At 45.0% G+C, this 16,269-nt stretch carries 13 protein-coding genes; 9 read left to right on the top strand and 4 right to left on the bottom strand.

The genetic code is table 11. The features are described 5' to 3' along the window. Positions 1 to 305 precede the first annotated feature (305 nt). The 4 genes from NSU05_RS17745 (at position 306) to hag (ending at position 6,748) form a co-directional block, all read left to right on the top strand. Entirely contained in the window at positions 306 to 536 is a 231-nt protein-coding gene (locus tag NSU05_RS17745; protein ID WP_003228053.1) for a CsbA family protein, read from the top strand. Positions 537 to 721: 185 nt separating this feature from the next. Continuing rightward, positions 722 to 2,707 (top strand): excinuclease ABC subunit UvrB, encoded by a 1,986-nt coding sequence (uvrB, locus tag NSU05_RS17740; protein ID WP_003228054.1) that lies wholly within the window; start codon positions 722 to 724, stop codon positions 2,705 to 2,707. 7 nt (positions 2,708 to 2,714) lie between these two features. Continuing rightward, on the top strand, positions 2,715 to 5,588 hold the full coding sequence (gene uvrA, locus NSU05_RS17735; protein ID WP_003228057.1) for an excinuclease ABC subunit UvrA: 2,874 nt from the start codon (positions 2,715 to 2,717) through the stop codon (positions 5,586 to 5,588). A 338-nt stretch (positions 5,589 to 5,926) separates the two neighbouring features. Continuing rightward, the gene (gene hag, locus NSU05_RS17730) at positions 5,927 to 6,748 is read left to right on the top strand and encodes a flagellin Hag (protein ID WP_029318328.1); all 822 of its coding nucleotides are present in this window, start codon (positions 5,927 to 5,929) and stop codon (positions 6,746 to 6,748) included. Positions 6,749 to 6,946: 198 nt separating this feature from the next. Here hag and NSU05_RS17725 read toward each other — a convergent pair whose 3' ends face one another. Then, a complete protein-coding gene (locus NSU05_RS17725; protein WP_003235419.1) occupies positions 6,947 to 7,177 on the bottom strand; it encodes a hypothetical protein in 231 nt (76 codons plus the stop codon). 217 nt (positions 7,178 to 7,394) lie between these two features. Here NSU05_RS17725 and yvlA point away from each other — a divergent pair, with 217 nt between their 5' ends. The 5 genes from yvlA to NSU05_RS17700 all read left to right on the top strand — a co-directional run bounded on the left by yvlA (position 7,395) and on the right by NSU05_RS17700 (position 13,476). After that, positions 7,395 to 7,721: a protein YvlA gene (gene yvlA, locus NSU05_RS17720; protein ID WP_003244375.1), complete on the top strand. Its 327-nt coding sequence runs from the start codon at positions 7,395 to 7,397 to the stop codon at positions 7,719 to 7,721. Positions 7,722 to 7,745: 24 nt separating this feature from the next. Further along, positions 7,746 to 8,843 (top strand): DUF4097 domain-containing protein, encoded by a 1,098-nt coding sequence (locus tag NSU05_RS17715; RefSeq protein ID WP_014478112.1) that lies wholly within the window; start codon positions 7,746 to 7,748, stop codon positions 8,841 to 8,843. Positions 8,844 to 8,847: 4 nt separating this feature from the next. After that, the gene (locus tag NSU05_RS17710) at positions 8,848 to 9,045 is read left to right on the top strand and encodes a PspC domain-containing protein (protein ID WP_003228065.1); all 198 of its coding nucleotides are present in this window, start codon (positions 8,848 to 8,850) and stop codon (positions 9,043 to 9,045) included. A 1-nt stretch (position 9,046) separates the two neighbouring features. Further along, positions 9,047 to 9,406, top strand: coding sequence for a phage holin family protein (locus NSU05_RS17705; protein WP_003228066.1), 360 nt, complete (start codon positions 9,047 to 9,049; stop codon positions 9,404 to 9,406). 200 nt (positions 9,407 to 9,606) lie between these two features. Next, complete coding sequence (locus NSU05_RS17700) at positions 9,607 to 13,476, top strand: metallophosphoesterase (RefSeq protein WP_038429721.1); 3,870 nt, start codon at positions 9,607 to 9,609, stop codon at positions 13,474 to 13,476. Positions 13,477 to 13,496: 20 nt separating this feature from the next. Here NSU05_RS17700 and nagR read toward each other — a convergent pair whose 3' ends face one another. From nagR to nagA, 3 genes are read right to left on the bottom strand one after another with little or no spacing between them, the layout of a single operon-like run. Beyond that, positions 13,497 to 14,228, bottom strand: coding sequence for an N-acetylglucosamine utilization transcriptional regulator NagR (gene nagR, locus NSU05_RS17695; protein WP_038429720.1), 732 nt, complete (start codon positions 14,226 to 14,228; stop codon positions 13,497 to 13,499). 17 nt (positions 14,229 to 14,245) lie between these two features. Next, complete coding sequence (gene nagB / locus NSU05_RS17690; protein WP_015714785.1) at positions 14,246 to 14,974, bottom strand: glucosamine-6-phosphate deaminase; 729 nt, start codon at positions 14,972 to 14,974, stop codon at positions 14,246 to 14,248. Continuing rightward, positions 14,971 to 16,161 carry an N-acetylglucosamine-6-phosphate deacetylase gene (gene nagA / locus NSU05_RS17685; protein ID WP_268554959.1) on the bottom strand — a complete coding sequence of 397 codons (1,191 nt, stop codon included), beginning with the start codon at positions 16,159 to 16,161 and terminating at the stop codon, positions 14,971 to 14,973. Before nagA ends, nagB begins: the two co-directional genes overlap by 4 nt. Positions 16,162 to 16,269 lie beyond the last annotated feature (108 nt).

Below are 16,269 nucleotides of genomic sequence, written 5' to 3'. Positions count from 1 at the left end.
TAAATAAAATGAATAGTTAAGTTAGTTAGATTATCATGAAAAATGCGGCCGTACTGGTACTGTATGCCTATTTTCTTTTATTCTCGGAATCTGGCGGCGGACTTGATGATGTAATAAAAAAAGTGCCGCTGATTAGAACAGCGGCACCATGGAATAAGTTTTGACCGGCACCAAAATGCAAATATGGTGATTGATTTTGGCTGAAAAGGGGTATGGTGTAGTAGAGGGAGCGAATGCACGATTGTCCGATTCTTCATTTTTTACTATAATCAGATCAGATGAAGAATCCCTGAGGAGGGTTTTTGTTGATTACAAAAGCCGTTTTTGCATTGTTTTTCCCTTTTATGCTTGTTGTTCTATTTACTAGAGTCACCTTTAATCATTATGTGGCGATCGCTTTAACAGCTGCATTGCTGTTTGCCTCTTATTTAAAAGGCTATACAGAAACGTATTTTATTGTAGGATTGGATGTTGTGTCTCTTGTGGCTGGCGGACTGTATATGGCCAAAAAAGCTGCAGAGAAAAAAGAAGAATAAATCGGACATAATGAATATAAAGACTGAATACCTGCTTTTACGTTTTAAAAGCAGGTTTTTTATACACAAAAACAGCTGGAAATAAAAAACCACCGAACTTTAGTTCGTATTTTTAGTGATTTTGCTTTCCATTGTGTTACTATATCTATAGGAAGATTTCGTTAAAGAAACGGAGGCTTATTTTTGTGAAAGATCGCTTTGAGTTAGTCTCGAAATATCAGCCCCAGGGAGATCAGCCGAAAGCCATTGAAAAGCTTGTGAAAGGAATTCAGGAGGGCAAGAAGCATCAGACTCTGCTGGGTGCAACAGGAACTGGGAAAACATTTACGGTGTCCAATTTGATTAAAGAAGTCAATAAGCCGACTCTCGTGATTGCCCATAACAAAACCCTTGCTGGACAGCTTTACAGTGAGTTCAAGGAATTTTTTCCGAACAATGCTGTCGAGTATTTTGTCAGCTACTATGATTATTATCAGCCGGAGGCGTATGTTCCTCAAACGGATACATTTATAGAGAAAGACGCTAGTATTAATGATGAAATTGATAAACTGAGACACTCCGCCACATCAGCTTTGTTTGAGCGTAGAGATGTCATTATTATTGCGAGTGTGTCTTGTATATACGGCCTCGGTTCGCCTGAGGAATACCGGGAAATGGTCGTGTCACTGCGGACTGAAATGGAAATTGAGCGCAACGAGCTGCTCAGAAAACTTGTAGACATCCAATATGCCCGCAACGATATCGACTTTCAGCGCGGTACATTTCGTGTGCGCGGGGATGTAGTGGAAATCTTTCCGGCATCCCGTGATGAGCATTGTATCAGAGTTGAATTTTTCGGTGACGAAATCGAACGGATTCGGGAAGTGGATGCGCTGACAGGAGAAATTCTCGGCGACCGAGATCATGTTGCGATTTTCCCGGCATCCCACTTCGTAACGCGGGCCGAGAAAATGGAGAAGGCGATTCAAAATATCGAGAAGGAGCTTGAGGAGCAGCTGAAGGTCATGCATGAAAACGGAAAGCTCCTTGAAGCGCAGCGTTTAGAGCAGCGGACAAGATATGATCTTGAAATGATGCGTGAAATGGGTTTCTGCTCCGGCATCGAGAACTATTCAAGACATTTGACGCTGCGGCCTCCAGGTTCAACGCCGTATACGCTTCTTGATTATTTCCCAGACGATTTTATGATCGTGGTGGATGAGTCGCATGTGACAATTCCTCAGGTGCGCGGCATGTTTAACGGAGACCAGGCGCGGAAACAGGTGCTCGTGGATCACGGCTTCCGGCTTCCATCAGCGCTTGATAACCGTCCGCTTCGTTTTGAGGAATTTGAAAAGCATATGCACAATATCGTGTATGTATCAGCAACACCAGGGCCGTACGAGATTGAACATACAGATGAAATGGTCGAACAGATCATTCGTCCGACGGGGCTTCTTGACCCGCTTATTGACGTCCGTCCAATCGAAGGTCAGATTGACGACTTGATCGGCGAAATTCAAGCTAGAATCGAGCGGAATGAACGGGTGCTTGTGACAACTTTGACGAAGAAGATGTCAGAGGATCTGACCGATTATTTAAAGGAAATCGGCATTAAAGTAAACTATCTGCATTCTGAGATCAAGACGCTTGAACGGATTGAAATTATCCGCGACCTGCGCCTTGGCAAGTACGATGTGCTTGTCGGCATCAACCTGCTGAGGGAAGGTTTGGACATTCCCGAAGTATCCCTTGTTGCGATTTTGGATGCGGATAAGGAAGGTTTCCTTCGTTCGGAGCGGTCGCTGATCCAGACCATCGGACGGGCAGCGAGAAATGCGGAAGGCCGCGTCATTATGTACGCCGATAAAATAACGAAGTCTATGGAAATTGCGATTAATGAAACAAAACGCCGCCGCGAGCAGCAGGAGCGGTTTAATGAAGAGCACGGCATTACGCCGAAAACGATAAATAAAGAAATTCGCGATGTCATTCGTGCCACAGTAGCAGCTGAGGATAAAGCGGAATACAAAACAAAAGCCGCGCCGAAGCTGTCGAAAATGACGAAGAAAGAACGCCAGAAAGTCGTTGAACAGATGGAGCATGAAATGAAGGAAGCCGCCAAGGCGCTTGACTTTGAGAGAGCCGCGGAGCTTCGCGATTTACTTTTAGAGCTAAAAGCGGAAGGATGATGAACAAATGGCTATGGATCGGATAGAGGTGAAGGGAGCCAGGGCGCATAACCTGAAAAATATAGATGTAACGATTCCGAGAGATCAGCTTGTCGTTGTCACGGGTTTGTCCGGGTCAGGTAAATCCTCCCTTGCCTTTGACACGATATATGCTGAAGGACAGAGACGGTATGTCGAGTCGCTGTCTGCCTATGCCCGCCAGTTTTTAGGGCAAATGGATAAGCCGGATGTGGATGCAATTGAGGGGCTCTCTCCCGCCATCAGCATTGATCAGAAAACAACGAGCCGCAATCCGAGGTCCACTGTCGGTACGGTAACTGAGATTTATGATTATCTGCGTCTTTTATATGCGAGAGTAGGGAAGCCTCATTGTCCGGAACACGGAATTGAGATTACATCCCAGACCATCGAGCAAATGGTGGACAGAATTCTGGAATACCCGGAACGGACGAAGCTTCAGGTGCTGGCGCCGATTGTCTCGGGCCGAAAAGGCGCTCATGTCAAAGTGCTTGAACAGATTAGGAAACAAGGCTATGTCAGAGTCAGAATTGACGGCGAGATGGCTGAGCTTTCCGACGATATCGAATTAGAAAAGAACAAGAAGCATTCCATTGAGGTAGTCATTGACCGGATTGTCGTGAAAGAAGGCGTGGCAGCCCGGCTGTCAGATTCATTGGAAACGGCGCTTCGTTTAGGTGAAGGACGGGTTATGATCGATGTCATCGGTGAGGAAGAGCTGATGTTCAGCGAGCATCATGCCTGTCCGCACTGCGGATTTTCAATTGGTGAGCTTGAGCCGCGTCTGTTTTCGTTTAACAGTCCGTTCGGGGCGTGTCCGACGTGTGACGGTCTCGGAATGAAGCTTGAAGTGGATGCCGATCTTGTCATCCCCAATCAAGATTTGTCATTGAAGGAGAATGCGGTCGCCCCTTGGACACCGATCAGCTCACAATATTATCCTCAGCTGCTTGAGGCAGTCTGCACCCACTACGGGATTGATATGGATGTGCCGGTCAAAGATTTGCCGAAGCATCAACTGGATAAAGTGCTGTACGGCAGCGGGGATGACCTGATTTATTTCCGATATGAAAATGATTTTGGACAAATCCGCGAAGGTGAAATTCAATTTGAAGGCGTATTGCGCAACATTGAAAGACGCTATAAGGAGACAGGCTCCGATTTCATACGTGAGCAAATGGAGCAGTATATGTCTCAGAAGTCTTGTCCGACGTGCAAAGGCTATCGGTTAAAGAAAGAGGCGCTTGCCGTACTGATTGACGGCCGCCACATTGGGAAAATTACCGAGCTGTCTGTCGCCGACGCACTTGCCTTCTTTAAAGATCTTACCCTTTCTGAGAAGGATATGCAGATCGCCAATTTGATTTTGCGCGAAATTGTGGAGCGCTTAAGCTTTCTGGACAAAGTCGGCCTCGATTACCTGACATTGAGCAGGGCAGCGGGTACATTGTCCGGAGGAGAGGCGCAGCGCATCAGGCTGGCGACTCAAATTGGCTCGCGTTTATCCGGTGTGCTTTATATTTTAGATGAGCCGTCTATCGGTCTGCATCAGCGTGATAACGACCGCTTGATCAGCGCTCTGAAAAATATGAGAGACCTCGGGAACACGCTGATTGTTGTCGAACATGATGAGGACACGATGATGGCAGCAGATTATTTAATAGATATTGGACCGGGAGCCGGCATTCACGGCGGACAGGTGATATCTGCGGGTACGCCGGAAGAAGTGATGGAAGATCCAAACTCATTAACGGGCAGCTATTTATCAGGGAAAAAGTTTATCCCATTGCCTCCTGAAAGAAGAAAGCCGGACGGACGTTACATTGAAATTAAAGGTGCATCAGAAAACAACCTGAAAAAAGTGAATGCCAAGTTCCCGCTTGGGACGTTTACAGCAGTTACAGGTGTTTCCGGTTCAGGAAAGAGTACACTCGTTAATGAAATTTTGCATAAGGCGCTGGCGCAAAAGCTTCATAAAGCGAAAGCGAAGCCCGGCAGCCATAAAGAGATTAAAGGTTTGGATCATTTAGATAAAGTCATTGACATTGACCAGGCGCCAATCGGAAGAACGCCGAGATCCAACCCTGCGACATACACCGGTGTATTTGATGACATTCGTGATGTATTCGCGCAGACAAATGAAGCGAAGGTCCGCGGCTATAAAAAAGGCCGTTTCAGCTTCAACGTGAAGGGCGGACGATGTGAAGCCTGCCGCGGAGACGGGATTATTAAAATTGAAATGCACTTCCTTCCTGACGTATACGTTCCATGCGAGGTGTGTCACGGCAAACGCTATAACCGTGAAACGCTTGAAGTGACGTACAAAGGAAAAAGCATCTCTGATGTGCTTGATATGACGGTTGAAGATGCTCTTTCTTTCTTTGAAAATATCCCGAAAATCAAACGCAAGCTCCAAACCCTTTATGATGTTGGTTTAGGTTATATTACGCTCGGCCAGCCGGCGACGACCTTGTCAGGCGGAGAAGCGCAGCGCGTGAAGCTCGCGTCAGAGCTGCACAAACGCTCAACCGGACGCACGCTCTACATTTTAGATGAGCCGACGACAGGTTTGCATGTCGACGATATCGCCAGGCTTCTTGTCGTGCTGCAACGGTTGGTAGACAACGGAGACACTGTACTGGTTATTGAGCACAACCTTGATATCATTAAGACGGCCGATTACATTGTGGATTTGGGCCCGGAAGGCGGAGCCGGAGGCGGAACCATTGTCGCGTCTGGAACGCCTGAGGAAATCACTGAAGTGGAAGAATCGTATACAGGCCGTTATTTGAAGCCTGTTATCGAACGTGACAAAACACGCATGAAATCGCTCTTGAAAGCAAAAGAAACAGCTACATCTTAAAAAAACCTCTGTTAAGAGGGGACAGCTTGTCAGCAAGTCCATCCTTGGGCTTAGCAGGCAAGCTTTTTCTTTACGGCATAATAGGTTTAGATTCGTCTTTGGTATAATTTCTTTGGGAAAACGCCTAAACATTTACAAATTGCTGTCGATATATGAATTGAAAGGCGGATGATGATTTCCAAATTAAGCAGACAAACCCTATTAAGGGGCTTAAAGGCATCCTAAGCAATAACTGAATCTACATAGGTTAGAAGCTTTATTGGAATCTGATACGCCAGAAATCAAAGAAAAGGAAGTCTTTGATTTCAAAAACATATACACATGGAGGTATTTTTCACATGAGAATCAACCACAATATTGCAGCGCTTAACACACTAAACCGTTTGTCTTCAAACAACAGTGCGAGCTCAAAAAACATGGAGAAACTTTCTTCAGGTCTTCGCATCAACCGTGCGGGAGATGACGCTGCGGGTCTAGCGATCTCTGAAAAAATGAGAGGACAAATCAGAGGTCTTGAAATGGCTTCTAAAAACTCTCAAGACGGAATTTCTCTTATCCAAACAGCTGAGGGTGCATTGACTGAAACCCATGCAATCCTTCAACGTATGCGTGAACTTACTGTTCAAGCAGGAAACACAGGTACACAGCAAACTGAAGATTTAACTGCAATTAAAGATGAAATGGATGCTTTAACTGAAGAGATCGATGGAATTTCTCAACGTACTGAATTTAACGGAAAAAAACTTTTAGACGGTAGTGAAACAGCAGGATTTACATTCCAAATTGGTGCAAATGCTGGCCAAAATATTAATGTTACAATTGGTAACATGGATGCAACAACTTTAGGAGTAAAAGGTATCGATGTTTCAGCAGATGATTTTAGTTTTGACACTGAGATTGTTAAAATCGATAGTGCAATTACAAGTGTTTCAAACCAACGTGCTAAACTTGGTGCGGTACAAAACCGTCTAGAGCACACAATTAACAACCTTGGTGCTTCTTCTGAAAACTTAACAGCTGCTGAGTCTCGCATCCGTGACGTTGACATGGCGAAAGAAATGAGCGATTTCACAAAGAACAACATTCTTTCTCAAGCTTCTCAAGCGATGCTTGCTCAAGCAAACCAACAGCCGCAAAACGTGCTTCAATTGTTACGTTAATTTTGAACGGCTATCTCTTTCTGATAGTTACAGCTTGCCGACAGAGTCCATTAACTGGATGTGCCGGCAGGCTTTTTTTGTTACAATCATTTTGTGACAGCCAGGGAATCACTTGTTTTTTCAAAACAAAAAAGGCAAGATATTGTCATCTAACCTTTAGCTTTGTTTCAGTTATAATGAATGATATGTTTTCCGCAATTACAAAGTCTTCTTATACAGCTGCTTACTTACACTCATTAAATCTTGAACAATATGCGTGTTGCTGCTGTCGAGCAGCACTTTTATATATTGGATATCGTGAGAGATCGGGAAGGGTCCGTGAATCTGCTCAAGCTCGGCGATCATTTCACGATTCATTCTTTTTTGTTCATGAATCAGCTTTAACACTGATTCTTGTGTTACTGTATAGTCACTGGGATCTTTCTCCATTGCTTGTCCAGCCTCCTTGGTTGCCGTAAGCTTTTTACATATTGTAATCGGTATAGCCGGAAGATTCTACTTCTAAAACTTTTTAAAATCCAATTTCCGTAAATTGGGGCATGTCTAAAGAATGAATTTGAAACCTGAGAAGATTTTAAACGTATAAATAAGTAAAACGTCCCTGATCTTTTGTCATGGACAATTCACAATAGGAGTGTGGAATGAATTGAACCGTAATCAAGCTATTATTGCATCACTTTGTTATTTCAGTGTGTTCATTGCGCCAATCATTGTGCCGATTGTCGCATATTTTGTTGTAAATGAGAAAGAAACAAAACGCCATGCGATACGCTCTCTTATTTCTCACATAGTTCCGTTTGTCGGCTGGCTGTTCCTTTTTATTGCTTTACTTGGCGGAGCCGTTGCGATTGATGGAGACAGCTTGCTCCCTGTATTTGTAATCATCGGGGGAGCGGTTATTTATTTCTTAGTTGTCATTGGCATTATCATTTGGAATGTGATTCAGGGCATTAAGGTCCTGCGTGCAGCATAAGTAGACAATGGGGAGGAGATCGTAATGAAGCAAGAAAAGGAACGAATCCTTAAGCTTGTTGAGGAAGGAAAGCTTACAGCACAAGAAGCTTTGACACTGATTGAAAAGCTTGACAGCGACTACAAGGAAAAAGAAGAGAAAATCACAGCGCTCTCAGTTCACGTTCATGACGAGGAAGAGCCATTTACAACGGCAAAAAAAGAAAGCGGCAAACCGTCTTTAGGAGCCAAGCTGTTTGACTGGATTGATTCTGCTGTGAAAAAGGTCAAGGAAGTTGACCTTGATTTAAACTTTGGCCATGCGTATGATGTTCAGCACATTTTTCAATTTAAAGATACTGACTTTTCCAGTGTTGAGCTGCAAATTGCCAACGGCAGCGTGAATATCGTCCCTTGGGAAGATGACGATATCAGAGCGGAATGCCAGGCGAAGGTATATCGCGCTGACAGCCAGGATGCGGCGAGACACGCATTTCTTCAGCATATTGAATGTGAAATCAAAGGAAATAAGTTTTTTATCCGTACTGAGAAAAAGACGATGAAAACGAATGTCACTTTGTATATTCCTCAGAAGGAGTATGATAAGATTCGGGTGAAGCTGTTTAACGGTCCGGTCAGAGGGGAACATTTACATGTAAAAGAGTTCTCAGCGAAAACGACAAACGGCGTGCTGTCGTTCTCGCACTTAACAGCCGAAAAAGCCATAGCTGAAACGGCCAACGGGCAAATTAAGCTCGCCAGCCACAGCTGCGGAACGATAGAAGCGGAAACCATTAACGGATTGATCGATCTCCGAGGGAAAAGCGAATCCATTGACGTTCAAAGCTTTAACGGAAATATTGCGATTAACGTAACAGAATCAGACTGCCGCTCCATTTATGCAAAAACAACGACTGGAAGTGTGGAGCTTGCGATTCCGGACGATCTCGCAGTGAAGGCAGAGCTGAAAAGCAATCTTGGTTCGCTGTCCCATGAATTAATGGATGTTGAGATGCTGAAGGAAAAAAATGATACCATTCAAAAAGAAATGATGTTCACTTCAAATCAGGCACATGATCAAAACATCACCGTCTTCTCAGAATCACTAACAGGCGCCATCAAACTAAAGTACTCACAGAGGTGATCGAATGAATAAGCTTTATCGCTCAGAAAAAAATAAGAAAATCGCCGGTGTTATCGGAGGTCTCGCGGAATATTTCAATTGGGACGCATCACTCCTCAGAGTCATAACTGTCATCTTAGCCATTATGACAAGTGTCTTGCCGGTTTTGCTCATTTATATCATTTGGATTTTTATCGTCCCGTCAGAAAGGGATATGAAATGACATGGTAAAATGGGCAGTCAGCATTTTAGTCAATGCATTGTTATTAATCGTCATTGATGGATATATTGACTCCATCCATATCAGCAGCATCGGGGCAGCGATTATCGCCAGCCTCATTTTATCGATCTTAAACGTGCTGATTAAACCACTTTTGATTATCTTTACACTGCCAGTCACGATGGTGACGCTTGGACTCTTCTTGTTTGTGATTAACGCCATCACGCTTATGATGACCGCGTCCATTATGGGTGACAGCTTTCAAATCGACGGCTTCGGCACAGCGATATGGGCATCCGTTATCCTGTCGGTCTTCCATTTGCTGATTCAAAAAGGCATTTTAGAGCCGCTTAGAAAAAAATAAAAAAAAGCTGCCCGCAAAGGCAGCTTTTTTACATGTTCTGCAGCCTCCTTAAAAAATTGTGAAGTGAAGTGTTCGCTTTTTGTCAGCAGTCCCGCGTATATGTCGTATACTATCTGCTTTGTCAGATTGGATATTGTTTAAAAATGAACTCATAAGCTTCCCTGTTCAGACGCAAAATACATGAAAAGGGAGGTGCTTTGATGAGGAAATACACGGTTATTGCTTCTATATTATTGTCTTTTCTTTCCGTTTTGTCTGGCGGCCATCATGAATCGAAAGTTGTTCCTGTTGTTCAGCAGGAACCATTTCAGACGCCTCATTACATACCCTTGCTTGAAAATCCTCCTCAAATTGATGTGAAAGCTGAAATGAGAAGCAATCTAATGATTGAGGCTCAAGTTCGCGATAATTCGTATCAAGCATTTTCCGCCTTTCTTTTTTATAAACAAAGTAATGAGCTGGGCTACAAAATGGTGCCGATGGACCCGACCCCCGGAGCGGTCCGCAAGTTTTTGGCACAAATTCCGAAACGTTTGATTTGGAACAGCGAGCTTGAGTATTACATTGTGATGTCGAATGGGAAGCAGCGGGTTGAGTCGGAGACGAAGAAACTGAAGCTTGAAGGATACCAGGCTGACCTTGCCCATATTCCGGAGCTTCTGATCACAGAACTGGCAGTTGATACGAAGAATATAGGACGCGCAGACGGTTATGAATTTATTGAGATTTTTAATACGACTGACAGAACGATTGATTTTAAAGACTACCATATCCGTTACCGCTACCCAAAAGAAGGGCCTGACTCCGATCTGATTTGGAGACCTGATGAAAGGATCTTGATACCATCCGGCGAAACGTTTGTCGTCTGGCTGAAGCCTGCCGGGCATCCAGAATTGACGTCAGAGGATTTCAATCGTTATTATCAGACACAACTTAAAGAAGGAAAAAATCTCGCGGTGATAGACGAGACAGAGGGTATGGCCAATACGAGACCGCGGGCCGTTGTGATATCAACGAATACAGGAAAGGACATTTCGGTTGCGCATTATCGGAAACATGCGCTGCGTCGGCTGTCATCAGTGCTTTATAAGTATCCACTGAACGGAACAGCAGAACTTCTGAACATTTCAATCGGGGAAAAGAATCCGTCTCCCGGAACCGTATTACAGGCACAGGTGCCCGACCAGAAACGGAAAATCAAGCTCGATAAAGAAAAGCCGGTTATTGAGGATTTGACTGACCGCAAGCCTGTCCGCCCTGCTGAAAGCATTGAGCTGCGGGCTGACATACGGGACCGAAGTCTAGTGAAAACAGCTGCCTTTTACTACCGGACGGATGAGAACAAACCGTTTAAGCGAATTCTTGCTGAAAAAGACCGTAACGATAATCTCTACCATTATATTGTGTATTCGCCTGAATTGATCGGGAAGGATCAACTAGAGTATTATGTGGCGGCCGGGGACGGGATCAATGAAGCGAGAACGCCGGTCAAAATGATTGATATTAAACAAACAAGCAAGGCGCACGGTCTGCGGTTGAATATTGAAAACAGAGACACGCTGTCGGGAACTCAATTTCTCAAAGCCACGACAGAAGGGCGAGCTGACAGCATTAAGCTGTGGATTGACGGGAAAAAACAAGTGACAGAGCCTGCGATGGAAAAGGAAGTATATTTTGCATTCGATACGAGGAAAACGAACCTTTATTTTAAAAACGCGGTAACGATGGAAGGCAAAGTGCTGAAGGTGTTCGATGATACAACAAATAAATACCGCACCTATTCTGTTCCATTGCCAGAGACACTGCTTCGGAAAGGGAAGCAGCTGCAGCGTATTACAATACGATCGGGTTCGAAGGTGTCTCCGTTTGATACGGCTGAAAACCGTGATGACTTCTTAGTCAAAAACGCCCGATTGGTGTTATCGGATGGAACGGTGATCAGGGATCAGAGGGTGTCCCCTGAGAAGGAACTCTTTATTGGCGATAATCAGCGCTCGAATAAAAGCTGGCAATTTCAGTTCAATCTGCCTGACGGACTGTTTACATCACAGCTGCTGGAGTGGGATACATCAAAGCTTTCTGAAGGCGCTCACCATATTCAAGCAAGCGACGGCAAGGAAAATGTCAGCCTGGTTGTACGGGTAGATAATTCAGGACCTCACATTGAGCCGAATATCACCGAGGGGCAAACGTATAAAGGAAACCTTATCCTGCAGGCGGATATGTATGATAAATGGAGCAAAATCGAGGAAGCGAAGGCGTCTTTAGATGGAGAAAGCATTACACTCCCATATCATACGTCATCTTCTGACCTTTTGCCGGGAAAACATTCTCTAAAAGTGACAGCAACGGATCTCGCGGGCAATAAAACAGTGATTGAGAGGACGTTTAAAACCGAACGAGAGCATCCGGACCAGCCGGAGGTTATAGACAGCGAAGCCGACACGCATAAGGCCAAGCTTTCTGTACGGGTGAAAGATCCGACGAATGATGCCATGGATGTTGGTTTTTATAGGGGATTTCAATATACAGCGCGCAATCATGTGAAAATATTTAAGCACGCGTCACTGACTGAACCGCCGAAAAGCTTTGTGCCGGAAAGGGAGACCCCATTTACGAATAAAGAATTGGAGCGGGTATCAGCTGCTGATGGAAAAACAGTATCGACAGAAAACAAAGAGCTTTTCCCTTATCATCGCTTTGAAGTGACGGTTGATCTATCAATTGATGAGAATGATCTGGCAGAAGCAGTCTGGAAGGGCAGTTCTTTGCCGGGGAGAAAGGTGACGATGTATGCTTGGAATTATCGGACAAACGAATGGCAGCCTGTTGACAGCTTCGTCGCGAAGGATGACAAACCGTTTACGCTGAAAGCGTCTGTGATTGCCGCCGATTTTGTACGGGAGTCGAAAATGAATGTGATTGTACAGGATGAAATTCCTCCTGCTAAGGATATGTACACATTTGTCTGGATGTCTGATACACAGTATTACGCCGAAAGCTATCCGCATATTTTTGATAAACAGACCGAATGGATAAAAGATAACCAAAAGCAGCTCAATATCAAATATGTGTTCCACACGGGTGATATTGTAGATGATTCCGCCGATATCAGACAGTGGAAAAACGCTGATCGGTCAATGTCCGTTCTGGATAAGAGCGGAATACCTTACGGCGTGCTGGCCGGCAATCACGATGTCGGGCATAAGGACGGCTCCTACAGGGCGTTTGGCAAATATTTTGGCAGCGATCGTTTTGATAAAAAATTGCATTATGGCGGTTCCTATAAAAACAACCGCGGACATTATGACCTGATTTCTAGCAACGGCAATGATTATATCATGCTGTACATGGGATGGGGCATTACGGATGAAGACATCGCGTGGATGAATCAGGTGCTGAAGAAACACCCTGACCGGATGGCAATTTTAGCTTTTCATGAGTATTTGCTGGTCAGCGGAAACAGAAGCCCGATCGGGGAGAAAATATTCAAAGAAATCGTAAAGCCGAACCCGAATGTCGTGATGGTATTGAGCGGGCATTATCATAGTGCGATGAGAAAAACAGATGAGCTGGATGATGATGGTGATGGGAAGCCGGATCGTCTTGTACATCAAATGCTGGCCGATTATCAGGGCGGGCCAGAAGGCGGTCAAGGGTATTTGCGTTTGCTTCAATTTGACCAGGCCAATGACATGGTGCACGTATCGACGTATTCTCCGTATGTAAAGGATAAGAATTACTATGATACGGATACCTATGGCAACAAGGATGAATTTTCCCTTTCGCTTGATTTGAAGCCAAGAATCAAAAAGGTGGAAACCGATTATTTTGAATGTAATGTTTATACCAATGAAGAGCTCGGAAAACGGGAGCAAGTGAAGAGCGGGGATACAGCTGAATTCCGCTGGGATCACCTTGAACCGCAGTCTGTTTATTATTGGTACATTATAGTGGAAGACAGTTTTAACGGCAAAACGAAATCACCGATCTGGAAGTTCAAGACGAAAAAAGAAACATATCGTCCGGCACCAGACCAGTTTGATTTTCGCCATGTCTCCAATCCTTAAAAAGGGTTGGAGGCTTTTTTTTATGAAAGACGATCCATATAGTGGACAAATGTATAACGGTCGCCTCTGTATACGGATTTTGCATGCTCAAAAGCAGTTCCGTTCTGCAGATATGTTGTTCGTTTAATTAATAGGACTGGCGCTCCCTTTTGAATACCAAGAATGTTCGCTTCTTCCGTGGTGGCAGCGCTTGGCTCAAGCTCCTGTTTTGCACGGGAAATCGGTATGCTGTTATACCTTTCAATATGAGCATAGATCGACGACTGAAAATGCGATTCGTTCAATTCACCCGCAAGCTCAAACGGAATATGTGAGGACTCAATCGCCATTGGAATATCATTTGCCAGCCGCACCCGAGTGATTTTATGGATAGAGGAGGGGTGCCCGCAGCCTAATATAGCCGCGAGCTCCTCAGTTGAATCAATAAGCTGATAATCAATGAGCCTGCTGCCCGGTGTCATCCCGCGGCTTTTCATATCCTCGGTAAAGCTTGTCAGCCCTTGAAGTGCTTGTTCCATTTTTGGCTTGCTGACAAAGGTGCCCCGTCCTTTCAGGCGATAGAGCAAGCCTTCATTAACTAAATTAGAAAGCGCCTGGCGAACTGTCATCCGGCTGATCCCGAATTGTTCGGCATATTCGCGCTCGGAAGGAAGAGGCATATCCGGCTGCAGCTCTCCGTTCTTAATTTGGGTTTTTAATTGCTCCATAATCTGATAGTAAATCGGAATAGGCGATTGTTTATTGATATTCATAAGTCAGCATGTTCCTTTCAAGGTCTTAATGACGCGGCTTCACGATCAATCAAAACCGTAACATCGGAATGCAGGTGCAAAGCAGATGCGGGAAAATCTTCGCTGATGTTTCCTTCTAACAGCTTACGAACAGCTTCCGCTTTGCTTTTTCCAGAAATAAGCAGCAGAATGCGCTTGCTTGAGAGTATCGTTTGAATTCCCATTGTCAGTGCTTTTTTCGGCACGCTGTCTATGGAAGGAAAATATCTGGCATTCGCTTGGCGGGTTTGCTCATTTAATGTCACAACATGAGTTCGCGACTTGAAAGAGGTTCCCGGTTCGTTAAAGCCGATGTGTCCGTTTCGGCCGATGCCGAGAAGCTGAATGTCAGTGCCGCCGAGGGACTCGACTAGCTGTTCATACCGTCTGCATTCGGCTTCCAAATCGTCTGCATTTCCATTCGGAATAAAATGCCGGCTAGGCTTGCTGTCGATATGCTGAAATAAACGGTCATTCATATAGAAGTGATAGCTGTTCGGGTCATTGCTTGAAAGTCTGGCGTACTCATCCAAATTAACTGTAGTGACGTTTTGAAATGAGAGATTCTCAGTTTGGTGCAGGCGGATCAGCTCGCGATAAGTGCCTTCCGGTGTGCCGCCCGTCGCTAACCCGAGAACGGCATCAGGTTTTTCTTTGATTGTATCTGCCGTTATTCTGGCTGCTTTTTGGCTTAGCTCTTCATACGTTTGACATTCCATTACTTTCATATCTGGTCAGCCTCCTTGGATATAAATGCAATGTTTCCGCGGCAAATGGTGAGAATCACCTCGCAATCACTGCTGACAATCACCAAATCTGCATCTTTTCCCACAGTCACACTGCCTTTTCGGTCAAAGATGCCCAGCTGTTTGGCCGCGTTTGCAGAAGTTATATTAGCTATATCCGTCCAAGAGCAATTTGTAAACTCACGCATATGCCGTGCGCCCTCGTTCATTTTGAGGATCGAACCGGCAAGGGTTCCGTCTGAAAGAAGAGCTGTTCGTCCTCTTACCGTCACACTTTGGCCGCCGAACTCATAAACGCCGTCTTTCAGGCCTTTTGCCCTCATGGAATCGGTAATTAAAATGAGCTTGCTGCTGCCTTTCGCCAAAAAAGCAAGCTTTGCAGCTAAAGGATGGGAGTGAATGCCATCGGCGATAAGCTCTGTCACAAACCCATCATGGGCCAGCGCCGTTCCGATCACTCCGGGCTCTCGGTGATGAAACGGGCTCATCGCGTTGTACAGATGAGTCATATGGCTCGCCCCTGCTTTTGCGGCATCCGACAGCAATGCGGAATCGGCATCCGTGTGCCCCATGGATGCGATAATCGATTCGTCTTTCAAATGGCGGATCAGTTCAAAATGCTGATCCTCCTCTGGCGCAAGTGTAACAATTTTGATCAGTCCGCCCGCCTCCTGCTGCCACTTTTTGAAAAGCGCAACATCCGAAGGCCTAATCCACTCTTTTGGCTGCGCTCCGGCTCTTTTAGGAGAAACAAAGGGGCCCTCTAAATGAATACCGAGCAGTTCTGCACCTAATAAAGAGGACTCTTCAGCCGCTTTCCACTCTCTTGCGTTCACCAAAGCTTGAGAAATGTTCCCATGCTCTTGGGTAATCGTTGTGGCTAAAAAGCTCGTCGTGCCTTCTTCGGGAAGTCTTGACGACATGATGTCGAGCGCAGAAAAGCTTGCATCCATCGTATCTGCGCCATAGCCGCCGTGGATATGAATGTCAATCATGCCGGGAAGCAAAACGGAATCCGCAGGTGCTTGAATCTCTTTTGAATATGACTCCTTGGGCCGTTCTGTTGAGACTGTGCTGATTTTTCCGTCATTGATTCCGACATAGCCGTTTTTGATTACTTCATTTTCTGTCACGATCGCAATGTCTTTGATAAGAAGACTCTCTGCCATAGATGATCCGCCTTTCTGGAATTTGAATACCTTTATTTTACTCTTTTTCAGACTAGTGATCTAGACCAGCTGAGGTGTTTTCCCACCCTTTTATAAAATCTGTTTTAG

Origin of the sequence: Bacillus sp. EU52 (genome assembly GCF_037964975.1) — a bacterium.
Classification (GTDB): domain Bacteria; phylum Bacillota; class Bacilli; order Bacillales; family Bacillaceae; genus Bacillus; species Bacillus subtilis.
Note: the sequence above shows the minus strand (reverse complement) of the source record. Positions and strands in the feature narration are given on the sequence as shown.